Source organism: Sessilibacter corallicola (genome assembly GCF_021290925.1).
In the GTDB taxonomy this organism is placed as follows: domain Bacteria; phylum Pseudomonadota; class Gammaproteobacteria; order Pseudomonadales; family Cellvibrionaceae; genus Sessilibacter; species Sessilibacter corallicola.
In genome coordinates this window covers 195,533-220,823 of record NZ_JAJSLX010000002.1, presented here as the reverse complement: position 1 = coordinate 220,823, position 25,291 = coordinate 195,533, and the positions used below count along the sequence as shown (strand labels likewise).

Genomic DNA, 25,291 nt, shown 5'->3' with positions numbered 1-25,291 from the left:
CTCTCTTTACGTCTTAATAAAAATATTAAAATTCTTACAAATTAAATAATAATTTTGCATTAACCCAAGACTGCTTTAGTACATCCGAGCTATCTATGTTTTTAAGTGCTGCGATCTCTTCGGCAATAGAAAAAATAGTTTCAGGACAGTTTGCAGAACCTTGTTTTCCGTAGATCGGCATTGCAGGCGCGTCGGTTTCGAGTAACAGAGATTCCAACGGCAAGGCACTTATTGCTTGACGAGATTTATTCGCACGCGGATACGTAATTGTGCCACCAATACCCAGATAAAATCCTTTTTTCCAGTAATCCAATGCAACATCAATACTGCCTGAAAACCCGTGAATCACACCACGCACTTTGCCCTGATACTTTTTTAACAATCTCTGCAAATCGTTATGCGCACGCACACAATGAATAATAATGGGTTTGTTTAGCTCTGCCGCCAACGATAGATGCATTTCGAAGAAAGCCAGTTGGTGATCATAAGCTTGATTTTTCAAACGATCTAATCCAGTTTCACCGACGGCGATCCCGTTGTATTTGTCAAAGTACTCGCCGAGAGTTTGTCGGTAATTTGATAACTCACCAACATCATTCAAACCAGCCACCCACCAGGGATGAATTCCAAAAGCGCAATACACAGAGCCAGGAAACGCCATTTCCAATTGATGGATTTCTTGCCATTGATCAGGGTACAAACCGGGAACGATAAATTTATCGACTCCCTTGCCCATTGCGTCGACCACAACTTGGTTGATATCCGTCGAAGTCGCACGCGCAAGATCATCCAAATGTACGTGGGTATCCACAATTGTAGGGTTATCGGAAGGGGAATTAATACTGGATTCAATCATGCCGGAATTCTGACGAAAACCGGCTTAAAAATCTATGCAGAAATGCGAATGCGGGAATTTTTGGAAAACTGGCTGCTCAAGAATTCCATTTGGTCACCGCGAATACGATCGCTGTTGATCAAGGCTAAGTACTCTGCGGTATTTGGTTTGAACGGCAGCGCAAGTAACTCCATTGATATCTCAGAGAGCGAGTGATTGCTCTTGCGCTGGTTACAGCGTTTACACGCTGTCACGACATTAGTCCAAATATCACGACCACCACGGCTCACCGGCACAATGTGATCGCGTGACAACTCATCAAACACAAAGTAGTTACCGCAGTACATGCATTGATAATTGTCTCTGGAAAAAAGCGCCTTGTTGGTGAGCGGTGGCACTATATGCGAACGATTAACCCGCTTTCCGTTGCAGGCAATAATGGCCGGCAAATCCATGGTTGATTGAAGGCCGGTGTAACGGGAGTAGCCGCCATGAACCCGTCGTACGACACCCCCAAGCGACCAACACACCAATTCACGTGCGTACAAACAAGCTGCTTGTTTCCAGTGTAACCATTCCACAGGTTGACCTGCGGAGTTTAACCGTAAAATTCTAGGTTCCATAATGCACCTCGCCAAAGAGAATACTGGCTCTTCTTTATCGATTGGGAAAAGGTTCGAGGAATTTTTAACGTGAGGAGAGAGCTTGGCCAAATCCGGAAAAGATCTAGCAGAAAGACATTACTGAGGCCGAGTCGGCGAAGTAAAGACCTTAAAAGTAACAACCTTGAATATATGAAAGCAGCTTTCCTTTATAAAAATAAGTGTTCTTAAATACAGACTTTTAGCGACAGAATGTTCAATAAAACACGCTGATTACTCATTTTATATCGTGAAAATCTGGATGATTCAGCAGATTAGACCTTAAACCCGCTCATTTAACACCCAAACTAGCACGCTAAAAAATTAATTTCACGATACTTATTGAGTAAAATCAGACAATTACGAGCAAAAAGCGTTCTTATTGAATACAACTTAATCTAAGAATATGGCATTTACGTGACCATTCCTAGACTAATTTGAAGAAAAGTTGGGGTGGAAGGAACAATTTTTATTCGAAATATTAACTCAGATGCCAATCGGTACATCGTTAGAAATCATGTAAATAAACTGAGCCAATTAATAATTCAAGACGCAATAAATTAGCCTGCGACTTCAAACTGCAGCGAGATCAAAGAATGACACTTAGTTACGGTTTTTAGGAGGTTATTGCTTCCAATTTGAACGAATCAAATAACCTTGGCGACGCACAATGTGTTGAATTAGCAACTCTTGGTCGGTTGAATTCATACCAAAAAAGTCGACCCGAACAAAATACTTATCCCCTTCTAACGCTTCGCAAGAAATCACACGAGCGTAGGTGAATATATTGATATTGTCGGGTGTGAGCATTAAATCCACCATCAAAAGCGTGTTATCTGGCAACGCTTCTTCCGACTCAAAGCCCATACCACAAGCACTGATGTTCACTTCATGAACTTTGTGAGCAATACGTTGGACAAGATAATTATCCATCTCCAATTGGTTGATCACTGCGTTCATTTTTTTATCGAACGCATCCAACAGATACGCCAAAGAAGGATCGCGCAATTGCAGAGCTTGCAATTCAGTGGAAATGGTCTTGTCCAATTCGCTCAGAATCCCGAAGATATCTCCTGGGCGAGTTGGCTCGGGTTGAGCTTCTAATTCGGTCTCATCAACGATTCGGTAGGCAACGCCGACTTGATCGGTAATTCTAAAATATCGTCGGCGATCTTCACTCATGTTTCACACTCAACTAAAAAATTTCATCTGGCCGCAGCTCAAATATGTACTCTGGATCGAGATCTAGCTCCCTAAGAATATCACTTCCTTCATCTTTGAGAAGCTGCTTATCCTCTTCTGAGAGCCCGTCCACAATACTTTGCCTTACGACTATTTCAACGCGTCGATTTCGCGCCCGCCCGACTTCACTCTCATTGGTGGTTAGAGGACGGGTGTCTGCAAATCCAGTCACTTCAAAGCGCTGACGATTCAAAATATCACCTTTCATCAGCTCCATGGCCACCGAAACCGCGCGAGAAGAAGATAACTCGAAGTTCGAACGAAAGCGCGCTGTCCTAATAGGCAGGTTATCAGTGTGGCCTTCTACCGAAATCGTGCCGTCGGTGTCCTTTAATACTTCCTGGATTTCTTCGATTACGTCGTAATAAGATTCAGCGAGATCGGCAGAACCCGATTTGAAAGCACCTTTTTCGCGAATTCGAATGATGATGTTCGGCCCTTGAGTTTCAATCTCCAGCTCACCTTGAACGATTTGCTGATGAAGTGACCGAGCCAGATCTGTAGCCTCTTGCTGCGCTTTCGCCTCGGCTTGCTCAATTAACTGCTCAAGCTCCATTTTGATGCGCGTTTTGATGCCAGAATCTTTGTTGATCTCGCCCTGCTCGATGTCGTATTCCGCTTGGCAGTCGACCTCCAAGCTCATCTCCGTGAAATCGTCGGTATTTTGATAAATCACATTCAACGGCGTCGGCTCGGGAATCGCCGGACTGAATTCTTTGGCAATAATGCTCGTGCCTTTGGGAGGGTCGTTGACGTTAACCTTGTTTTGCACACCGAAGGCGTTCGCAAGTGAACCCGCCAGCCGCTTAAACTTTTGGGCGTCCATTTCAGAAAACGACAGCAGCAGCACAAAAAAGCACATCAGCAACGACATCAAGTCAGCGAAGGTTCCCATCCAGGCCGGTAACCCGGCAGGACAGTCGCACTTATGCTCTTCTTCATCACTCATGAAGATCGCCTCTGGTGGTTATTCTTCGCCGCCGGAATCGCGTTTGCCCTCTGGCAGATAGGTGCGCAGCATGGTGTCGATTACCCGAGGGTTTTGGCCCGCCTGAATGGCGAGTAAGGCGTCAATCACCAGGTTTTTCACCATCGCCTCTTCGGCCGCACGCAACGCTAACTTATCGGCAATCGGTTCGGTCAAACCATTGGCCAACACCGCACCGTACAAGGTCGTCAACAGCGCAACCGCCATCGCTGGACCAATGGATTTCGGGTCATCCATGTTGGCAAGCATGGCAACCAAACCAATCAGAGTGCCGATCATCCCCATCGCTGGCGCCATACCGGTAATATCTGAGAAGATTTTTGCTCCGATGGTGTGCCGTTCTTCGGCGAGGGTTTTGTCTTTCGACAACAGCGTTTTAACGACATCGGGATCGTGACCGTCGACCAGCAACTGAATGCCTTTTTGTAAAAAGTCGCTGCTGACTTCCTTCCCTTCTAAAGACAACAAACCGCCTTTGCGAGCAGCGTCAGCCAATTCAACGATTTCATCAATCAAGGCTGAGGGGTCGTCAATTTTGTTGGAAAAGCTTTTACCGGCAACTTTCATGGCGCCCAAAAACTGGCCAAGACCAAATTTCGCCATAACCGCGAAGATACTGCCGCCGACCACAATAACGAGTGATGGGGCATTGACGAACATCATTAAAGAGCCACTCATAAGCATGGTGACTACAATCAGCCCCATCGCCCCCAAGAGACCGACAATCGTTGCTAAATCCACTGTTTGACTCCTACCGATTCATCTCGTGAAGATTTCACTGTGTGTTGATTGAATCGGCCGCGACAGAGGAATCATTAGCGGTAACAACAACCGGGCAAGATATATCCAGAATCCCATCCGGGAGAATTGAGGTGAAATTTTCTTGGTGGGTTCAAAAACACGACACAGATACTATCGCAATGATTGACCCCAACGCTTCGCTTCTGTAGGGTTCAGCCAGCAATTTAGAGGAACGATTTCCATGGCAGCTCGCAAAAAACACCCAGATTTTGAATCGGCGTTGAGCGAACTTGAAGAGCTCATTGAACAGCTTGAATCTGGCGACCTCAGCTTAGACGCGTCACTAAAAGCATTCGAAAAAGGCGTGAAACTCACCCGAGAATGCCAACAGCGGCTGACTGAGGCCGAACAGAAAGTACAGAAATTGGTCGCTGAGCAAGGCCAGTTATCTTTAGAAGACTTCGATACCCCCGAAGACTCTCAGTAATCCCAACTAATTTACCCACCAAAAGGCAAGAGTTTTTTGTTCCAGCAGTTTCTCAAACAAAGCCGCACCAGAGTTGAACTGGCTCTGGATACTTGGTTGCCAACACTTTCGAGTGATACCACTCAACTTACCCCTGCAATGCGCTACAGCGCCTGTGGCGGCGGAAAACGGGTGAGAGCAATACTTGCCTATGCCAGCGCAGAATCCCTCGGTCGAGAAGCCGCAGAAGAGCTAGACGCCGTTGCCGCTGCTCTAGAGTGCATTCACGCCTACAGTTTGATCCACGATGATCTGCCTTCCATGGACGACGACGACCTACGTCGCGGTCGCCCAAGCTGTCATATCGCCCACGGCGAAGCAATCGCCATCCTGGCCGGTGACGCTTTGCAAACTCAGGCGTTTCAAATACTCAGTGACGATCAACTCACCCTTGATGCATCGATAAAAATTCAGCTAATCAAAGAGTTATCGCTTGCCTCCGGCGCCCAAGGCATGGTCCTCGGACAAGCCATCGACCTCAGCTCTGTGGATCAATCGCTGAATCAGTCCGATTTAGAGAACATGCACCGCTGTAAAACTGGCGCTTTAATTCGTGCAAGTATTAGAATGGGCGCGATTGTTGCGTCCGCTAATGAGCGCCAACTTACCGCGCTGACGAAGTACTCTGAGTTGATTGGCTTGGCGTTTCAAGTCCAAGACGATGTTCTCGACGTAACATCGGAGACAGATGTGTTAGGAAAGCCCAAAGGCGCTGACGAGGCAATGAACAAACCGACGTTCGTATCGCTTTTAGGGTTAGAACAAGCCCAAAAGTTTGCCAAAAACTTACACCATCAAGCATTGGATTCACTGTCAGATTTCGATTATCGCGCCGATAACCTGCGTCATCTCTCGGGTTATATCGTTAATCGAAGTTACTAAAAAACAACAAAATCCTTGTTCCAGTGGTGCTAGGCAAGCAGGCTGGATACAATACCTTATTGCCGTGAATAAAATTTATTGCTGCTATGCTCACTGAAATCCCCCACCATCGCCCAGACACTCCGCTACTGGATCAAGTCAATTCACCGGCTGATCTGCGCAACCTCAGTGAAGAGCAATTGCCGGAACTCGCTGAGCAACTGCGCATGTTTTTGCTCTACACCGTGGGCAAAACTGGCGGACACTTTGGCGCAGGTTTAGGGGTCGTTGAGCTTACCATTGCTCTGCATTACGTCTACAACACCCCAGAAGATCGTTTAGTTTGGGACGTAGGCCACCAAACCTATCCTCACAAAATTTTGACCGAACGCCGCGAAATGATGCACTCAATGCGTCAACTCGACGGCCTTGCAGGTTTCCCTAAGCGCGGCGAAAGCGACTACGATACCTTTGGCGTCGGTCACTCCAGCACCTCAATCAGCGCTGCATTAGGTATGGCGGTTGCCAGCGAAGTCGAAGAAAACGATCGCAATATGGTGGCCATTATTGGCGATGGCGCAATGACCGCTGGCATGGCGTTTGAGGCGCTTAACCACGCCTCGCATTTAGAATCCGATATGTTGGTGGTATTAAACGACAACAACATGTCTATCTCGCCCAATGTTGGGGGCCTAGCCAATTATTTCTCTAAAATTTGGGCCAGCAAGCTTTACACAGATTTTAGAGAAGGCAGCAAAAAAGTCCTTTCAAAAATTCCCCAAGCGTGGGAGTTAGCGCGTAAAACCGAAGAACACGTTAAAGGTATGGTATCGCCGGGTACGCTATTCGAAGAACTCGGGTTTTATTATATCGGTCCTATCGATGGCCACGATTTGCCGCGCTTGATTCACGATTTGGACAATCTGAAAAAGCTGAAAGGCCCAAAACTGCTTCACATCATCACAAAAAAAGGGAAAGGCTTTGCTCCGGCAGAGAAAGACCCTGTTGGTTATCACGCTCTAAACAAGATTGAGCCGAAAGCCGCCGTTAAACCGGTTGTTACTGAAACCAAACCGAAAAAAATTAAATACCAAGACGTTTTTGGTCATTGGTTGTGCCAAGCAGCGCATAAAAATAACAAACTCATCGCCATCACTCCCGCGATGTGTGAAGGCTCTGGCATGGTGGATTTTGCCGAGCAATTTCCAGAACGCTTCCACGACGTTGCCATTGCCGAACAACACTCCGTCACGTTTGCCGCAGGTCTTGCCTGTGAAGGCTATAAGCCGGTTGTGGCGATCTATTCAACGTTCTTACAACGCGCCTACGACCAATTGGTGCACGACGTTGCCTTACAAAATTTAGACGTTACCTTTGCGATTGATCGCGCTGGATTGGTCGGCGAAGACGGCCCAACTCACGCCGGTAGCTTTGATCTCAGCTTTTTACGCTGCATTCCCAATATGATCATTGCTGCACCGTCCGACGAGTTTGAATGCCAGCAACTGTTAGACGTAAGTTTTGAGTTTGAAGGCCCGTCAGCGGTGCGATACCCACGAGGAACCGGACCGGGCACCGCATTGGATCAAGATCTGCCAAAACCAGAAATTGGCAAAGGGCGAACACTTCGCACAGGCGCTAAAGTCGCGATCTTAAATTTTGGTGCACTGCTAGATCGCACTCGTTCAGTCGCAGAAGAACTCAACGCAACCCTGTGCGATATGCGCTGGGTGAAACCCATAGACGAAGCGTTAATTAGAGAAATTGCAGCCAATCACGAATTGATTGTTACTGTTGAAGAAAATACGATCGCTGGTGGCGCCGGCGCTTCTGTAAGCGAATTCCTCAACACCGAATGCATCATATGTAATGTTCTGCACTGTGGCTTACCCGATCTTTTCCAAGACCACGGCAAACGGGAACAATTGCTTGAACAAGCAGGGCTGGACGCCAACGGTATCAAAGCAAAAATCGTTGAACGACTTGAAAAGCTCGATGCTATCAAGCATTTACCACTAACAGCATCGGGTTTGAAAAATACCTAGGCACAAAACGTTACACATCTTTTGTTGCGATGGTGTCTGTGTATATCTTTCTTCGATATAAAATGGCTTTATGCTCTCGATCTTCTTCCACTGAGTCGGGAGCGTGCAAAAACCCCCCTTTCTTAAACTCTCTTCCCCAAATCTCTTGCCGTATTTGATGTTTTAACTGATACATCCTGCGAATGGCATCGTCACCTTCCAGCAAAAACATATCTAACTTAAACAAAGGCGAAAATCGCAACGACATGGTTAACCTTGGAATCCAGCCAGGATACATGGCAAACGTGTCCAAAAATGACAATTTAACGCTCCACTGATCGACAATGTTCAAGCCGCTGGCTCTGATTTTTGATTCGATAAAACCCGCCTTTTTAAAAAGGTAAGCTTCAGACTTTAACAAACAGAACGATTCTTGATGCAATGAAAATACCCTCAAACATTTCTTTCACGACGGTAATACAATAAGACGGGCCAAGAACTTTTATGGTTTACACAAGCTTTTTAACCTGAAAACTTTTGCTTAATTTTCATAAAGTTAGACCAAATGGTAAGTACCTAACTGACAGGTATCTACTTTAAAAACGCAACCATCGCGCTTACATTACTTGATTCACCAAAGATGCTTTCTAAAAGATAGACAACGCCTTTTATTATCGCTCAGCACTGGAGTTTCTATTCAGAGCACAAGAAAACAGAAACAACACCCAAGAAAAACTGAGCGAGCACCCATTTGATCAAGGTTGAGATTAACAATGGCTGAAGTTTTAACAACGTTTAACGGCAGTACCCACATTCATGCGGATTTCACGCAACGAGCGGTTGTCTTGCCAGATGAATACCAATGGACTCCGTCACCAACAGCGGGGGTAGAAAGAATGATGCTTGATCGTGTTGGTGGAGAAGTTGCGCGCGCGACCACAATTGTTCGCTTTGAACCCAATAGCGAGTTCCCAAGACACATTCACGGCGGCGGTGAAGAGTTTCTGGTACTCGAAGGTGCCTTTGCCGATGAACACGGTGTTTACCCAAAAGGATATTACCTACGCAACCCTATTGGCACCGCTCACACGCCACGTATCGGCCCAGAGGGGGCTACTATATTTGTAAAGCTGCATCAATTTGCCGACAGCGATACCTCGCAAATATCGTTAGATACAAACTCCAGACAGTGGCTGCCCGGATTGGTCGACGGATTAAGTGTGATGCCATTGCACCAACACGAAGGCGAGCACGTTGCGCTTGTGAAATGGCAACCCAACACCCAATTCAGTTTTCATCAACATCGAGGTGGCGAAGAAATTTTAGTACTCGAAGGGACGTTTTACGATGAGCACGGCGTCTACCCTAAAGGCTCTTGGCTGCGCAGCCCAAACATGAGTTCTCACACACCGTTTACCAAAGAAGACGGCGCTCTGATTTATGTGAAAGTTGGTCATTTGGATACGGTTAAAAATACAGATTGATTCTTAGAACGTTATTGATTGAAGACTTTTAGTTAGAAGCAGTACTTAAGAGCAGCATTTAACAACAATATTGCCCAATAAAATAGACGGATTTAACCGGCCAGTTTTATACATTTAACTGGCCGAATTTATTCAAGGCTGTGTAAAGAGAAAACACCGTTCACTGAAAACATTTTATAAAAAAACCGAAACTGCGAAGATAGAAAATCTTTTGTACCAAACAACAAAAAGCCATTTAGATATTTATACCATCCGACTCACTCTCACCGACACAATAAAATTCAAATCAAAAAACAAGCACAAAAAACCTCAACAAAAAGTCAATTTAGTTCATCTTACAACTCAACTTACAACCCAACCAAAAATTCAGTCTTTGACTCCAAATCAAGCTTGGTAATTTTTCACAATTTATTTATTTATTTTAAATAAAAGACCATTTAAAAATTAAAATCACGATAAAAACAAAACAGAATCAGGAAAAAATTATAATTTGTGACCTTTCACATCAAATTAGTGAGAAATACCTTTCAAACCAGTGATGCCTGGAAAAATTAACAGGATATTTTTCTAACAACTCAAATCGCCTGACCAATTCGTAGCATATATTAAGATTTTCATTAATTACCTGACTAATATCAGCAAAAAATAGTCAAATTCATCGATAAAAAATACATCGAGAAGATAAATTTTCAAAATTTCAACTTCACATACCTCAATTTTCGTTTTCTGTGCGCATTCTGACAGGACTACCAAATTTATAATTTAAGGCATAAAATGCAGAAGTTATCCGGTTAAGCGTCTAACCAGATATTATTTTTTTAATTTTCTAAGCGATTGTATTTATTTTTATTTTCCACAGAGTTCACAGTTTTTTTGCTTAAGATGTTTATTAATTATAGAGCATGCTTTTTCACACAAAGTTGGAACATATTCAATTGACTGACTTATCAACACAGTAAAAAGCACATAAAACTGCATATATTTTTTTAACATTGCTTCACTGATTTTCGAAGAATTTGTGAACCCTGACAGACCAACCGCACAAATATGATCAAACGATCTGTATTTTTAATATTATTTTGTTTTTCATGGTTACCAACAATGTCTATGGCTCAACCAGCACAAAGAGTCATCGTCATGTTTAAAATGCCTTTAAATGAAAAACAAAACACTCAGGTTTTTTCGGATATTTCACACCTATTGCCACACAATGTGAATATCGAAAAGGCTGAAAGCAGTTCAATGGCTCGTTGGATTTTAATTATAAAACCGGCACTAAAACAAAACGATCTACACGAATTTATGAATTCGGTAAAACAATTAAACAATATTAACTGGGTGGAAGAAGACCAACTTTTACAACGTCAAACACCCAACAGTTCACTCAATTAATTTTTTGATTTTTCCGCTCATGCTTCTTTGATTGAGGCAGGATATTTATTGCTTTGAATCGGGCGGACTCTGCTGTTGACCAACGGCGATTCATTAATATTCGATAATGTTTAGACCCTGTTACGAGGACAATTATGTTACCCGTCATTAAAAAATCATGGCAGAAGTCATCCAAGCGTCTTGCTTTCGCAATTAGCGCTGTGACTTTATCTGCTGCATCCAGCCTAAGCTACGCAGTTGTGCCTGAATTACAGCAATCTTCTGTAGCTCCAGTTCATCAAGCTCAATCGATGACTAACCGTATTATCGTAAAATATAAAAATTCATCCGCACTCGCTACTGCCGAAACCATGAGCACCGCCCGATTTAATCGCATGGGTCGTGCAACGGGTACCAGCTTCAAGCACATGCGTCGTTTATCGACCGGTGCTCAGCTGATTGAAATGAACGATTTCAAATCTCAGAAAGACATTAATTCGATCATCAGTGAAATCATGACCGACCCTAATGTCGAGTACGCAGAACCTGATTTGATGATGCATCCGTTAGCGATTCCAACGGACCCACGTTACAACGAACAATGGCATTATTTTGAAACCACCGGTGGCCTCAACTTGCCAACGGCATGGGATACCTCCACAGGCTCTGGCGCCATTGTCGGTGTCATCGATACGGGTTACCGCCCTCACGCCGATCTTGTTGCCAACATTCTTCCCGGCTACGACATGATCTCCGACGCAACGGTTGCCCGAGACGGTAACGGTCGCGATAACAATGCGCTTGATGAAGGTGATTGGACCGCAGCGGGCGCCTGTGGCCCAGGTAGCCGAGCCAGCGACAGCTCTTGGCACGGTACACACGTGGCTGGTACGGTCGGCGCGGTAGCTAACAATGGCATTGGTGTTGCCGGTGTTGCTTACAACGCTCAAATTGTTCCGATTCGCGCATTGGGACGATGCGGTGGTTTTACCTCTGACATCGCTGATGGCATTATCTGGGGCGCGGGTGGTTCGGTCAGTGGCATTCCGACAAACGCCAACCCTGCTCACGTACTTAACCTAAGTCTGGGTGGCACAGGCGCTTGTAGTGCAACCACTCAAGCCGCAATTAATACAGCGCGTTCTTTAGGTACAACCGTGGTCGTTGCCGCCGGTAATTCCAACGTTAACGCTTCAAACGCAAACCCAGCAAACTGTAATGGCGTTATTACAGTGGCAGCCACCAATCGCAACGGCAGCAAAGCGTTTTACTCGAACTTCGGTAACGTTGTTGACGTGTCGGCTCCTGGCGGCGAAACAACCGTTACCAGCAACGGAGTTCTATCAACTCTGAATACTGGCACGACCACACCGGGCGCTGATACTTACGCGTACTACCAGACAGGAACGGTCACAACTAGCTTAACTCAACGAGGAAATGTAAATACAACCCGATTTAATCAGGCATTATTATTAGACCTGGAGTCGGACCCAACAGGCGGTACTTGCTCAGATACGAGTGAAAATGGTTCGTTAGTCGGTTGTTCCCCAATTAATATTTTTGGTGAAGGTAATATTTCTGCTGAAGGAGCAGCATTCCTAGTAACTGACGTGTCTGCAATTACTGATTACGAGCAAACAGTTGCATCAGGGTTTGTTTCTGGACCAATTGCTGAGTTACCAGCAGGTGAAGTATCTGTGGCGATTGGCCTAGAGCATATTGCAAATGATTTCTCCTTCAGACCATCACAAGATTTAGGAGCCGGAACTATAGCAGGATTTAACGGATCGCCGCCGACTGCTGGTTCATACTCAGTGGACTCAGTATATGGCGAGGTTTATATCCCCATTTTAAGAGACGTGCCTGGCGCCCAATCCCTGGACGTAGAATTAGCATTTAGATCATCTGATTATACAACTGTCGGTGACACTTCAAGTTATAAAATTGCCGCATCTTGGGCCCCTAACGACGAGCTACGGTTTAGAACAGGGTTTAACACGGCAGTTAGAGCTCCGAACATAGCAGAGTTATTTGCTCCACCCGGGGGAGGTTTCCCGTCTGCTATTGATCCATGTTCAGAAGCAGCCATTCAAGACGAAGACGGTGTAATTCCAGCAGAAGTTGCCGCGATTTGTGCAGCTACCGGGGTGCCTGAGGATGTCATTGGATCTTCTGCTATTGACTCCCCTTCTAACCAAACCCCTTCTACATTCAGCGGGACGGAAGATTTAAATGAAGAGGAAGCCGAAACGATTACTTTTGGAGTTGTGTATACACCAAATTCAATCGACGGCTTAAGTCTTAGCCTTGACTATTTCGATATTGAAATCGAAGATGCTATTACACCATTCCTCGGTGGCACGGCAAACACTCTAGCAACTTGTTATTCGTCTCTCGGAGGTGTCGGCTCAGCGGCTTGTAATGCGGTAACTCGTCGAGCTGATGGCACAATTGACGATGTAGATGTACCTAATCAAAACGCAGGTGTCACTACTTTAACTGGTTATGACCTGTCCATTGATTACAGCTTTGATGTTGCGGGTGGCCTCGGAAGCATTGCCTACCTTGGAACATATACCACCGAAAATGAAACAGAATTTACCTCAGAACTTACCCTCGACTGTTTAGGTAAATTTGGTAATTTATGTGGTGAGCCAATTCCGGAGTACAAGCACAGAATGACCTTTGGTTGGTCCTATGGCGGCCTAACTACACAACTATTGTGGAGGTTTGTTGGCAGCGTTGATGATGATGACGATCGTTTTGAGTTCTCTGTGGAGTCATTAGATGAAGAGAGCTATTTTGATCTAACGGCGTCTTACAATTTCAACGATAACTATACTGTTAACTTCGGTATTGATAATATCTTCGATGAAACACCCACACTAATAGGTGACAACCAAGAGCAGTCGAATACATTCCCTGCTACTTACGATGTATTCGGTAGAACATTCTATGTTTCTGCAAAAGCTAGCTTCTAATTAGCGCTAAAAAAGGCGGACTTTATGTCCGCCTTTTTATTGATTATTTATGAGTTCTTTAATTCAACAAGCTCTTTTTGCCCATCAAAATAACAATCTCTCCAAGGCTGAACAACTTTACCTCAACGAAATTCAATTAACCCAAAGCTATGAAGCAATGCAATTATTGGGGTCATTGTATTCCTCTCAAAACAATTTCGAAAAAGCTGAACATTACCTCCTTGCATCATTAGCCAAAAACAACAAACAACCTCACACGTTTAACAACCTCGGCTTATGCTATAAAAAACAAGGGAAATTCGCACAAGCTATCCAGGCATTTAATAACACCCTGTTATTGGCACCTCAAAACGAAAGCCCCTACGTCAGTTTGATAGATTGTTTGATCTCACAAAACTCTCTTGCTGCTGCAGAAAACAAGGTGACTCAGTCACTGCAAAAATTTCCCGACAGTCACAAACTGTACAATTTATCGGGAAGGATTCACTACAAAAACAATCATTTAATAGCCGCGGAAAAAGCGTTTCAAACATCATTGTCACTGAAACCCAACTACGCAATTGCCCTGAACAATATCTCCCATGTTTACAGAGACTCGCACAAATTTACGGAAGCGATCAATAGCTTATTAAAAGCGTTATCGCTAAAACCCAACAGCGCTGAAATTCACTTTAATCTAGGTAATGTTTTTGCGGAAAAAGCCGACTTTCCAAGCGCTATTAAGCATTACAAATCTGTACTAACCGTTAACCCATACCACAAAAAATGTTTAAGAAACATCAATTCGGTTTATTGGACACTTAACAACAAGCGTGAATTTTTGTCAAATTATGAGTCATTGGCTTCTGAGCATTTAATGACTTACGACTTACTTTATGACTATGTAGAGTTTTTGATTCAAAGTAATCAATTCGGTAAAAGTGACGAGCTAATTGAGAACAACAAAGATTTTGTTCTGCAAAATCCTAAGTTGCTAACTTTATTGGCTCGCTTAGAAGACAAGAAAGGCAATTTAACAATCAGTGAAAAGCACTGGTTGAGATGCTGCGAATTAACAGGCTATCAAATTCCAAGCTACTGTTTTGAGCTAATAATCATTTACCTAAGGCAACAGAATCATATTTCTGCAAAGAACGCACTATTTCTTGCGCTAGAACACAACCCCAAAGATATTGGTTTATTGTCTTTGGAAACCAACATCTATCGAATTACTGGCTGCCACAAATCAGATTCAGCAGGCTTTGACGATCAACTCGTTCGAGAATTTAATGTCAACATTACCGATTCAGCTTTTGAAAATAAGGCTCTTTTGGATAGCCTAAAGACGATTCACTCAAGTACTGTGGCGCCAGTCGATCAAACGCTTGTCAACGGCATACAAACACCAGGCAATTTAATCGCTTTTGAAAATCAACTCGACGTACCATTTTTCGAATTAATTAAGCCTTTTCTAGAACAATATATTCGAGAAAATCGTGATAAAGTATTGTCGCTCTCGTCGAACTCCAAAACAAATTATAGCGTTGTTGGTGCGTGGTCAGTACTGCTCGAAACTGGTGGTTACCACACAATGCATATTCATCCCGAAGGAGACTTAAGTGCCGTGTATTACGTCGACCTTCCCGATGAAGTTAACGATGAACAAAAGCAAACTGGGTGGATAAAGTTCGGGGAGCCGAATTTCCAGCATCCAGAATTGTCTGCGACTCAATTTATACAGCCGAAAATTGGGAAGCTGGTAATATTTCCCTCGTATTTTTGGCACGGCACAATTCCCTTCGAATCACAGCAACAAAGGGCTACTATTGCCTTTGATATCAAAGTTGAACAGTAAATTTATGAAAGCGAATCCTCTATTACTCGTCATGCTTTTTTCACTCTTCCTACCACTGCACACACATGCGGAGGTCGACTTAAAAACACAAATGACAGCAGAAGAACGCCAGAAAAGCGGACTAGATAAGCTGTCTCCGGAAGAAATCGCGTTTTTAAACGAATGGTTGAATGGAAAGAGAACAGCTGTTGCTCCTGCTACTCAAGCACCGTCATCAGAACAACCTAAAGTTGCCAAAATAACAAGAAAGGAAGCAGAAGCAGTATTGAATGCTCCCATCAAAACCAGCATTAAGGGCGAATTTACCGGCTGGACGGGGAAAACCGTTTTTTACTTAAACAATGGCGAAGTCTGGAAACAACGCCGAAGTGGTTTTTATCGAAAAAAGCTTGAGTCTCCAGAGGTAATCATTAAAAGAAACTTTCTCGGCTTCTACGACATGCATATTGTAGAAACCGGCAGAAAGGTCGGCGTGAGCCGAGTGAAATAACAATCCGTTAATCGCTGTGAAACCAGCCACTGATCGTTATCCGGTTTTGCGGTGAAAACTGCGAAACCGAGGTTACCGAATGTGGGTGGCTAACATCAAACAATCCAAACGAATTGTATTCTGGCGACCAAGCTTCAAGGGGTTGCCCGTGTTCGGTGTAGAATTGCAATAATCCACCCCAATCGGGATGCCATTGGTTAGGAAGGTTAAGGACATAAGCCACTTTTCGGTTTTCAACCGGCACAACATCGTTATGACGTGTAAGAAAGTCACCCGGCTTAAAACACGTGATTTGCGTTGTAACTTTCGAAAGGTTTTCATGACCAGTAACCGCTCGAACAAAATCGAGAATTACGCTACTTTCCAACCAAGATTTTATCTGATCGTAAATCAACGCACCTGCGCCTTCCGGTTGATAGCGCCCATACCAAAACCCGGTAGCATCAGCGGCTTGAGCGTAAATTTTCTTTATGAATTCTTGCCGCGCTTTAAGATCGAGCTCAGAGAATTTTTTTGGCGGGATAAGTTGCGCCTGCCCATCATAAAAACACGCCTGATGATAGTAAGGAATGGTATCTACCAGAGCTTTTAACTTGCGCGCACTATCATCTGATAAAAAATGCGAGATACGTATCCGATTTCCTCGCTGATATTGAGCGTTGGCAAATGCGATGTCTATAGAATTTAAAGAAATTGAATCCAAAATACTTACTCAACTGGCTTTGATATATAAATAAAGACGAATAACGATAACGTCATCTCAACGATTGCTCTCAGCACTCAATAACAATAGGAACAATAATAGAAAATAATAGATAGAAGCGATTTAACGGGCTTATCAAAATAGGTGGAGCCTAAAAAGCAAAAAGGAGCCAATAGGCTCCTTTTTGTTTCAACAAGAATCAAATCATTAAACAGAAGCAAGTGCTTCTTTAAAAATTTGACTTGGGAACATAGCCGCTGTTGCTTTCTCTTCAACCGGCATGTAGTAACCACCGATATCGGCAGGCTTGCCTTGTGTCGCATCAATCTCAGCCATGATCTCAGCTTCTTTCGATGAAAGAGTTTCAGATAGGCTTGAGAACTTAGCCGCTAAATCAGCGTCGTCGGTTTGCGCAGCCACTGCTTCTGCCCAGTACATAGCCAGGTAGAAATGGCTACCACGGTTGTCGATTTGTCCCGCTTTACGCAGAGGCGACTTGTTATTGCCAAGTAACTTCTCAGTCGCTTGATCTAGGCACTTAGCAAGAATACCTGCTTTGGTGTTACCCGCTTTAACCGCTAGGTCTTCCAGAGAAACCGCCAATGCTAAGAACTCGCCCAGTGAATCCCAACGAAGGTGAGACTCTTTAACGAACTGTTGAACGTGCTTAGGCGCTGAACCACCGGCACCCGTTTCGAACAAACCGCCACCGGCCATCAAAGGCACGATAGAAAGCATTTTCGCACTGGTACCAAGCTCCAAAATTGGGAACAAGTCAGTCAAGTAATCACGCAATACGTTACCAGTCACAGAAATCGTGTCTTGTCCGCGAAGTAGGCGTTCCATAGACTGACGAATCGCTTTTACTGGCGGAAGAATTTGAATGTCCAAACCATCAGTATCATGGTCTTTCAAATACTCAGTCACTTTCTTGATCAATTGCGCATCGTGAGCACGCTCTTCGTCTAACCAGAAAATCGCTGGCGTATTAGACAAGCGAGAGCGAGTTACGGCCAACTTAACCCAATCGCGAATCGGTGCGTCTTTGGTTTGACAAGCGCGCCAGATATCGCCTTTTTCCACATCGTGCTGCATCAATACGTTGCCAGCACCGTCGATGACCTTAACAACACCGTCAGCGGCCATTTCAAAGGTCTTGTCGTGAGAGCCGTATTCTTCAGCTTTTTGCGCCATCAAACCAACGTTTGGCACAGTACCCATAGTGGTTGGATCGAACGCGCCGTGAGTCTTACAGAAGTTGATTACTTCTTGGTAGATTGTCGCGTACGTACTCTCCGGCATAACAGCTTTTGTGTCGTACTCTTTACCGTCAGGGCCCCACATTTTACCGCCATTGCGGATCATTGCCGGCATAGAAGCATCAACGATAACGTCACTTGGAACGTGTAAGTTGGTGATACCACGATCAGAATCAACCATTGCTAGACGTGGGCGAATTTCGTAACACGCTTGGATGTCAGCTTCAATTTCTTTGCGCTGTTCTTCAGGCAAGCTTTCGATCTTGTCGTAAACGTTACCTAGACCGTTGTTAGGGTTAACACCCAACTTGTCGAACAGCTCTTCGTATTTCTCAAAAACTGGCTTGAAGAATACGCGAACCGCGTGACCGAATACGATTGGGTGAGAAACTTTCATCATGGTCGCTTTCAAGTGAAGCGAGAAAAGAATGTCAGCTTCTTTTGCGTCTTCAATTTCAGCTTCAAGGAACTCACAAAGTACTTTTTTGCTCATGCGCATTGAATCAAGTACTTCGCCTTCTTGTAGGCTTAACGCTTCTTTCAGTACGGTTACGTTGCCAGAAGCATCGGTGAATTCAATTTTTACATCGCCGGCTTTGTCCATGACTACAGATTGCTCTGCAGAGAAGAAATCACCGCCAGTCATAAATGCAGCGTGAGTTTGGCTGGCTTTAGCCCACTTACCCATGCTGTGTGGGTTCTTCTTCGCGTAATTTTTTACGGCAACAGGCGCACGACGGTCAGAGTTACCTTCACGCAATACTGGGTTAACCGCAGAACCTAAGATCTTTGCATAACGATCTTTGATGGCTTTTTCTTCGTCAGTAGCTGGCTCATCAGGGTACTCAGGAACATCGAAACCTTTTTCTTTCAACTCAGCAATTGCTGCTTTCAACTGAGGAATAGAAGCACTGATGTTCGGCAATTTGATGATATTGGTGTTCGGTTCTTTGGATAAGCGACCAAGTTCAGCAAGTTCGTCGTTGATTTTTTGATCTTCAGAAAGGTTTTCTGGGAAATTGGCAAGGATTCGGCCTGCCAATGAAATATCGCTCAACTCAACATTGATGCCGGCGCTTGAAGCAAAGGTTTTGATAATAGGGAGAAACGAGTAGGTGGCGAGAGCAGGTGCTTCGTCAGTTTTGGTATAGATAATAGTTGACTCGGATGTTGTCATTTTAAACCTCTATTGTTGCTAGCGAGCGCTACACAGTTAGACAAACGCAGGGAGTCGAAGGCGATTTGGTTTTTATTTTCTCTATCCCTACGCATGATATCTCGCAAAGGAGCACGCGATCCGGCTTGCCCATTTGAACGTATTGAAAGCTCTACAGTTGGATCTATATGCTGCCTTTCAAATAGTTTGTGCCTAACGGCTGAAACATAAGTCCATTTTTGTTTCGAGTTCTGCGGCGATTGGGTTGAATCCCGCAGATGTTTTAGTTATGCCCATCGTCATCGATCGGCTAATCGCGCCTAATAGCTCAATAACCTCTTGAGTTATAAAGACTTTCTTCGTATATGACGGCAAATATTGACGACAATGAAGAAAATACGGGGCCAGATTATACCTAAATATCCACTACTTAAGTACTTGCCATTAGTATTAGGCTCTGATCAATTGCTTTTCATCTGCCCCGAACTTCTGTCTATATTTTAGACGCGAGAGAGTTTGTGAGCGAATCTGGGTCAATTATCTCGCCTTTACTGGCACTCCCACCCCCAAGTTTGTAACTTTAATACAAACTCTTGTGCCTGATTTTCACAATACCCAGGTTGGTTATTTGCACTCCACAATACTCGTTCAGAACCAGGAGCTTCGGTGTCTTTATAATAAACCACCGAACAGGGAACAGTTTGACCGTCCTCAGCATACTGTATTTCCACACGGCGAACGTTGCCACGCAGCTCACACTGATAATTCGTTGCAGGCGCTGAGATTACCGCACTGTCATCCGCAGAAGGCTGTTCTTGAACAGAATTAATTTCGTCTGCGACAACCTCCGATGACTCTTCCTGCGCGAAGGCAATACTCGGCAGTGCACTGCCAATAACTAAGCATAAGGACCAAAACAAACGCACCAATAAACACTTTTGCATCTTTTTATCTCAATGAAATTTTCAGATTAAAGGGAAATAACAGGTTAACACCATAGAACAATAAAAATCCGAACCTGATAGAGGCTTTCAAACGCTAAGGCTACATGATTGGTTGTGATACTGCGGTATAGATATTCTATTTCGTCCTACAAGCGAACGAATTCGACCAAAATACCATGAAAGTGTGTAAGTTTTTTAAAAGAGACTTTGGCCGACTATGACTCAGCCGTGCTCGACCAATGTGGTATTGAACTTGTTAAAAATAGACAAGCTGCTTATTGTGTACGTTCAAGAGACACTTAACGCCCTTTTTTAGGGCGTATATCAACAGCGAATAAAGGAGCCTCTGATTAACCTCAACATTACTCAGCGAGATCTCAAGCGTGCAGTTGCAAGGCGCCGTTTGTAATTAATGGCCTTAGTCCTTAATAAAAACGGCAACGCCGCAAATGTGCGCTTGAGACCGCGCCCTACGGGGCCTGCCAGTTTTTTCCTGCTCTGCGTTGTGCTTTTTCGATTTAACCCGTTAGATCTTCAAAAGCACGCCTTAATCAGAAAAAAACTCCTTGGCCTGAGTGATCTTGAGGTTAACCAGAGGCTCCTAAACAAAATCATAAAAAGAGATTCTTTATGAACCTTACACAAAAAGTGTTGATCGGCTTGATGGCTGGCTTGTTTTTAGGTCTTACTCTCAATGCAACTGGACTCAGTGTTTCTGGCGGCTTTGTCGACACTTATCTCAGCGAAGGAATTTTCGCACTTGGCGGCAAGCTGTTTGTAAACGCATTAAAAATGTTGGTAGTACCGCTGGTTTTTTTCTCTATCGTTTGTGGTGTTTTGGGCATTGGCGATATTAAATTACTCGGTAGGGTCGGCAGTAAATCTTTCGGCTTGTATATGTCTACCACCGCTATTGCCATCGCCACAGCGTTAATCGCCGCAACGATTTTCTCGGTAGGTTCCGGTATTGAGCCACCGCCCACCGACTCAGATTTCTCCGGTAAAAATGCGCCCTCTCTTGTTCAAGTAATTACCGACATAGTTCCCAGTAACCCAATCGCAGCCATGGCCGAAGGCAATATGCTCGCGATTATTTTCTACGCGTTGATTTTCGGCATTTGCCTGCTCTCGATTAAAGACAAAGCACCCGTCGTTATTCAGTTCGCTGAACAAATGAATGAACTGATGATGAAAATGGTTGAAATCGTCATGCACTTTGCACCCTATGCGGTATTTTGCCTAATCGCAAAAGTCATGGCTCAACTGGGTTTCGATCTGTTCGTTGAGCTTATTTTCTATGTGCTAGTGCTGGCTGGCGTATTGCTTTTCCACGGTTTTGTCACACTGCCGAGCGCACTTAAAGCCATCTCTGGATTAAATCCGAGAATTTTTCTCAAGAAAATTCGCAGCGCGCAGATGTTTGCCTTTTCAACCGCCAGCAGTGGCGCAACCATTCCTGCAACACTGCAAGCCGTAGAAAATCGAATGGGCGTAAAAGGCTCCGTTGCCTCTTTTACTGTGCCATTTGGCGCGACTATTAATATGGATGGCACCGCAATGATGCAAGGTGTTGCCACGGTGTTTATCGCCAATGTCTATGGACTCGATCTTGCTCTAACGGATTATCTGCTCATCGTATTAATGTCGATTCTCGCCTCAATCGGAACCGCTGGCGTTCCCGGTGTTGGACTGATCATGTTGACGATGGTGTTCACTCAAGTGAATTTACCTGTCGAAGGTATCGCATTAATCATCGGTGTAGACCGATTGATGGATATGATCCGAACTTCAGTGAATATCACTGGCGATGCTGCGGTATCCTGTGTGGTCGCAAAAAGCGAAAACGACGAGTTGGATATGGATGTATTTAACGATCCACACTCCGGAGTTTTAGAAGAACACGTAACACAATAAATCATAAAGAGAACATTATCTAATTAAGGCAAAAATCTATGCATGATCTAGTAAACGCCATTAACAGTTATGTCTGGAGTCCCGTACTTATTTATTTGTGCTTAGGGGCTGGGTTGTTTTACTCGGTAATGACCCGCTTTGTTCAAGTTCGTATGTTCAAAGAAATGTGGGTCCTGCTGTTTTCCGGGACAAAAACCGACAAAGGCATTTCATCATTCCAAGCATTATCGGTTTCCCTTTCCGGGCGTGTCGGCACAGGTAATATTTCCGGTGTTGCAGCGGCGATTGGCTTTGGTGGTCCAGGCGCTATTTTCTGGATGTGGGTCGTTGCGTTTTTAGGTGCGGCAACCGCTTACATTGAATCGACACTTGCTCAAATCTATAAAGAAGAAGACAACGGCCAATATCGGGGTGGTCCTGCGTATTATTTTGAGAAAGTACTGGGGCAAAAGTGGTACGGCATTTTATTTGCGATTGCCATGATTATTTCAACCGGTCTTTGTTTACCAATGGTGCAGTCGAATTCAATCGGCAACGCAATCTCGAACGCCTTTGGCTCAGGGTCGGTTGTTGAAACCGCCGTTGGCTCATTTGAATTCACCAAAATTTTGTGTGGTACACTGATTTTAATCGCTCTCGGTTTTATCATTTTTGGGGGCGTAAAGCGTATTGCCGCATTTGCACAGATTGTTGTGCCATTTATGGCTCTCGCTTACATCATTGTTGCCTGTGTGATTGTCGCGCTTAACATCACTGAATTACCGGGAATTATCGGTCAAATTGTGGGTGACGCATTTACCCCGATGGCAGGCTTTGGTGCTGCAATTGGTTGGGGTGTAAAACGCGGCGTTTATTCAAACGAAGCAGGTCAAGGTACTGGCCCACACCACGCAGCGGCAGCCGAAGTGGATCACCCTGCTCAGCAAGGTATCGTTCAAGCATTCAGTGTTTACGTTGATACGTTATTTGTTTGTTCTGCAACCGCATTTATGATTTTAATTACCGGCGCTTATAACGTTCACGGCAACGGTGATGCTTTCCTAATCCAAAATTTAGCAGCGACCATTGATGCTAACAGCCCGGCATTTACTCAATATGCAGTAGAAACAACGCTCCCAGGTGTTGGCGGAATCTTTATCGCAATCGCACTGTTATTTTTCGCATTTACGACCATTCTTGCGTACTACTACATCGCCGAAACCAACGTCGCTTACATCAATCGGTTTGTGCACATTCCCGTGCTGAGTTTATTCATGAAGCTCGGTTTAATGGCTGTCGTCTTTTACGGGACCATTAATACCGCATCGCTCGCCTGGGGTATCGGAGATCTAGGGCTCGGGATGACAGTGTGGTTGAACGTTGTCGGCATTCTAATTATCTTCTTTATCTCTAAGCCTGCAATCATTGCCTTGAAGGATTACGAGCAACAAAGAAAAGACGGTGTCAGCGCATACGCCTTTAACCCTGAAAAACTCGGTATTAAAAACGCAGATTTTTGGGAAATGCGATTGAATGGAACAGCGAATGCTTCATCAGGAAGCAATACAGATTCGGGTGAAAATCCTAAAACAGTTTAATTCACTGCATTCTTAAAATTTGATACGACCAACAGCGGGCAATTTTTATTGCCCGCTTTTTTACCACCAAAGCTCGAGCCTCTCTATCTTAACCTTCTAGCCTTTTCTCTAACTTTTCTTCCAACCACGCCACTAACATTGCCTGAAGCGGCGATATACCTTTGTAATCACAAATCGATTTCGGCAAGGTTTTAATCGTTTGATAAAACGCCAATGCTCGATGCGGGTTTAACAATAAATCGTTCATCGACAAAAAGTAGGTTCGAATACTGAACATAATGGCACGTGTTTTTGGTAGACGATCCAATACTTGTAATTCAACACGCAAAAATAAATCGTCTCCGATTCTGTCCGGCGTCAAATTCCGTTTATCCAGCGCCCAATCTGGGTAACTCTCAAGAGAACGATCTAGTCTCGGATAAACGCACAAAATCCAATTCAAACGTCGCACCGGCGAACCGGCCTGCAAACCCAACAGGTAATTTAAGGCTCTGTCAAACACAGGTTCAGCGTCGGGCACTGGCTTATGCCATTCGGTAAAATCCATACCGATATCAAAGGCAAGAGACCAATCTGAAGGACCGGTAATAATGCCTGCGTCTAAATATAATTGATGTTCACGCTGATCCAACAACGCAAAATCACCTTGAACCTGACCGCCTAAAAACGCCAATGGGCGGCTCGGAAGGGAATCTTTTCCAAGCGTAAATTCCTGCTCAATATCGAGCAAATGATTCTTCCAACAACCGCAATCACCGGCCATTTCAAGTTCAAAATAATGAGGATAATCTTGAGCCAATTTCCGGGTGACGTGTTCAAACCATTCCCATTCAGCGTGTTTCATATGATCCAACACCAAACAGTGATTTTTGTGTTGATTCAAAACACGTTTTTTCTCCAACATTTCCGTCAAATAGTGCTCGTCGATATCAAGATAAAATTCGGTCGCACTGTCGGTTTTACCTGGCTCATGAGGTTCAATATTTGCGCTGTACTTAAAGGGCTGTTGTGAATCCAGCGGAGTTTTAAAAGGAAAGGGAAATCGATCAATCGCAAACGATGAATTACTGAATTTATAGGGAGGAACAAGTTGCTGAGGAGTTTTCGGAAAAGGTCGCATGATTGTGTTACTTCATGATTGTTACAGCATAGTTGTCACTGTATTTTTGGCAAAGCCAAATACGCGCCATAAAACGAAGAAAAGTGATCACCAATTTCAACAGTAAAGGAACAGTTATCACAAACACTGTATTGAGCACTACAGGATGTATTTTCTATTTGAGTGCCACTGTTATTGACTATCGGCGTATTCACTTCGAAATCCCAACGATGGTGGCAAAACCCACAAAAAGCCGTTTTTACGTGTTCAAATCCGTGTACAACAATCGCATCACTGAGCACGCCGTTTAATAATAATGTGTGCCGTAAAGGCCAAACATGTTTATCGAGCCCTAAAAGATAGAGACGATGAGCCGCGGAAAGAGACTCTAAAATCTCGATGATCGCTACGTCGGTGAAAGTTGAATTTATTATCTCTGCGCCCGCTAATCCGAAACGTTCCAACGAGTTACTATTGATAGAGTGATCACTATAAATCGACATTTTTTGCCACGCACCAAAAACGGATTGCATTGAGTCAATTTTACTTTCGCAATAATGAGAAGGACAAAGATCGTCGGTTATCAATGCAGTGGCTTGGGAATTCACAGTTGGCATAATC

21 protein-coding genes are annotated in these 25,291 nt (G+C 44.3%); 10 read left to right on the top strand and 11 right to left on the bottom strand.

Going from position 1 to position 25,291, the window contains the following annotated elements:
* Nucleotides 1-34: 34 nt before the first annotated feature.
* The 5 genes from LU361_RS08280 to pomA form a co-directional block, all read right to left on the bottom strand.
* Nucleotides 35-856 carry a TatD family hydrolase gene (locus tag LU361_RS08280; protein WP_233088389.1) on the bottom strand — a complete coding sequence of 274 codons (822 nt, stop codon included), beginning with the start codon at nt 854-856 and terminating at the stop codon, nt 35-37.
* Between the two features lie 32 nt (nt 857-888).
* Nucleotides 889-1,458 (bottom strand): HNH endonuclease, encoded by a 570-nt coding sequence (locus LU361_RS08275; RefSeq protein ID WP_233088388.1) that lies wholly within the window; start codon nt 1,456-1,458, stop codon nt 889-891.
* 642 nt (nt 1,459-2,100) lie between these two features.
* On the bottom strand, nt 2,101-2,658 hold the full coding sequence (locus LU361_RS08270; protein ID WP_233088387.1) for a PilZ domain-containing protein: 558 nt from the start codon (nt 2,656-2,658) through the stop codon (nt 2,101-2,103).
* Nucleotides 2,659-2,671: 13 nt separating this feature from the next.
* Nucleotides 2,672-3,667: a flagellar motor protein MotB gene (locus LU361_RS08265; protein WP_286206462.1), complete on the bottom strand. Its 996-nt coding sequence runs from the start codon at nt 3,665-3,667 to the stop codon at nt 2,672-2,674.
* An 18-nt stretch (nt 3,668-3,685) separates the two neighbouring features.
* Nucleotides 3,686-4,447, bottom strand: a complete 762-nt coding sequence (gene pomA, locus LU361_RS08260) for a flagellar motor protein PomA (RefSeq protein WP_233088385.1) — start codon at nt 4,445-4,447, stop codon at nt 3,686-3,688.
* A gap of 241 nt (nt 4,448-4,688) precedes the next feature.
* Between pomA and LU361_RS08255 the strand changes: the two genes are divergently transcribed.
* From LU361_RS08255 to dxs, 3 genes are all read left to right on the top strand, one after another.
* Complete coding sequence (locus tag LU361_RS08255) at nt 4,689-4,934, top strand: exodeoxyribonuclease VII small subunit (RefSeq protein ID WP_233088384.1); 246 nt, start codon at nt 4,689-4,691, stop codon at nt 4,932-4,934.
* A gap of 36 nt (nt 4,935-4,970) precedes the next feature.
* Complete coding sequence (locus LU361_RS08250) at nt 4,971-5,855, top strand: polyprenyl synthetase family protein (protein WP_233088383.1); 885 nt, start codon at nt 4,971-4,973, stop codon at nt 5,853-5,855.
* A gap of 86 nt (nt 5,856-5,941) precedes the next feature.
* Nucleotides 5,942-7,879: a 1-deoxy-D-xylulose-5-phosphate synthase gene (gene dxs, locus LU361_RS08245; protein WP_233088382.1), complete on the top strand. Its 1,938-nt coding sequence runs from the start codon at nt 5,942-5,944 to the stop codon at nt 7,877-7,879.
* Nucleotides 7,880-7,889: 10 nt separating this feature from the next.
* Here dxs and LU361_RS08240 read toward each other — a convergent pair whose 3' ends face one another.
* Nucleotides 7,890-8,300, bottom strand: a complete 411-nt coding sequence (locus LU361_RS08240) for a hypothetical protein (protein ID WP_233088381.1) — start codon at nt 8,298-8,300, stop codon at nt 7,890-7,892.
* Between the two features lie 331 nt (nt 8,301-8,631).
* On the opposite strand from LU361_RS08240, the gene LU361_RS08235 reads away from it, so the two are divergent.
* The 5 genes from LU361_RS08235 (at nt 8,632) to LU361_RS08215 (ending at nt 16,018) form a co-directional block, all read left to right on the top strand.
* Nucleotides 8,632-9,342, top strand: coding sequence for a cupin domain-containing protein (locus LU361_RS08235; RefSeq protein ID WP_233088380.1), 711 nt, complete (start codon nt 8,632-8,634; stop codon nt 9,340-9,342).
* A gap of 1,101 nt (nt 9,343-10,443) precedes the next feature.
* Nucleotides 10,444-10,734 carry a hypothetical protein gene (locus tag LU361_RS08230; protein WP_233088379.1) on the top strand — a complete coding sequence of 97 codons (291 nt, stop codon included), beginning with the start codon at nt 10,444-10,446 and terminating at the stop codon, nt 10,732-10,734.
* A gap of 134 nt (nt 10,735-10,868) precedes the next feature.
* A complete protein-coding gene (locus LU361_RS08225; RefSeq protein ID WP_233088378.1) occupies nt 10,869-13,694 on the top strand; it encodes a TonB-dependent receptor domain-containing protein in 2,826 nt (941 codons plus the stop codon).
* A 49-nt stretch (nt 13,695-13,743) separates the two neighbouring features.
* Entirely contained in the window at nt 13,744-15,528 is a 1,785-nt protein-coding gene (locus LU361_RS08220; protein WP_233088377.1) for a tetratricopeptide repeat protein, read from the top strand.
* A 4-nt stretch (nt 15,529-15,532) separates the two neighbouring features.
* A complete protein-coding gene (locus LU361_RS08215; RefSeq protein WP_233088376.1) occupies nt 15,533-16,018 on the top strand; it encodes a hypothetical protein in 486 nt (161 codons plus the stop codon).
* 7 nt (nt 16,019-16,025) lie between these two features.
* Here LU361_RS08215 and LU361_RS08210 read toward each other — a convergent pair whose 3' ends face one another.
* From LU361_RS08210 to LU361_RS08200, 3 genes are all read right to left on the bottom strand, one after another.
* Nucleotides 16,026-16,721, bottom strand: a complete 696-nt coding sequence (locus tag LU361_RS08210; protein WP_233088375.1) for a 2OG-Fe(II) oxygenase family protein — start codon at nt 16,719-16,721, stop codon at nt 16,026-16,028.
* 207 nt (nt 16,722-16,928) lie between these two features.
* Nucleotides 16,929-19,157 carry an NADP-dependent isocitrate dehydrogenase gene (locus LU361_RS08205; RefSeq protein WP_233088374.1) on the bottom strand — a complete coding sequence of 743 codons (2,229 nt, stop codon included), beginning with the start codon at nt 19,155-19,157 and terminating at the stop codon, nt 16,929-16,931.
* Between the two features lie 527 nt (nt 19,158-19,684).
* Complete coding sequence (locus tag LU361_RS08200) at nt 19,685-20,080, bottom strand: hypothetical protein (protein ID WP_233088373.1); 396 nt, start codon at nt 20,078-20,080, stop codon at nt 19,685-19,687.
* A 630-nt stretch (nt 20,081-20,710) separates the two neighbouring features.
* Here LU361_RS08200 and LU361_RS08195 point away from each other — a divergent pair.
* Both LU361_RS08195 and LU361_RS08190 read left to right on the top strand, forming a co-directional pair.
* Nucleotides 20,711-21,994: a dicarboxylate/amino acid:cation symporter gene (locus LU361_RS08195; RefSeq protein ID WP_233088372.1), complete on the top strand. Its 1,284-nt coding sequence runs from the start codon at nt 20,711-20,713 to the stop codon at nt 21,992-21,994.
* Nucleotides 21,995-22,032: 38 nt separating this feature from the next.
* Nucleotides 22,033-23,571, top strand: coding sequence for an alanine/glycine:cation symporter family protein (locus tag LU361_RS08190; protein WP_233088371.1), 1,539 nt, complete (start codon nt 22,033-22,035; stop codon nt 23,569-23,571).
* An 88-nt stretch (nt 23,572-23,659) separates the two neighbouring features.
* On the opposite strand, the gene LU361_RS08185 is transcribed toward LU361_RS08190, so the two are convergent.
* Together LU361_RS08185 and LU361_RS08180 are read right to left on the bottom strand one after the other, a co-directional pair.
* Nucleotides 23,660-24,691: a heme-dependent oxidative N-demethylase family protein gene (locus tag LU361_RS08185; RefSeq protein WP_233088370.1), complete on the bottom strand. Its 1,032-nt coding sequence runs from the start codon at nt 24,689-24,691 to the stop codon at nt 23,660-23,662.
* 35 nt (nt 24,692-24,726) lie between these two features.
* Nucleotides 24,727-25,287 carry a hypothetical protein gene (locus tag LU361_RS08180; RefSeq protein WP_233088369.1) on the bottom strand — a complete coding sequence of 187 codons (561 nt, stop codon included), beginning with the start codon at nt 25,285-25,287 and terminating at the stop codon, nt 24,727-24,729.
* Between the last annotated feature and the right edge of the window lie 4 nt (nt 25,288-25,291).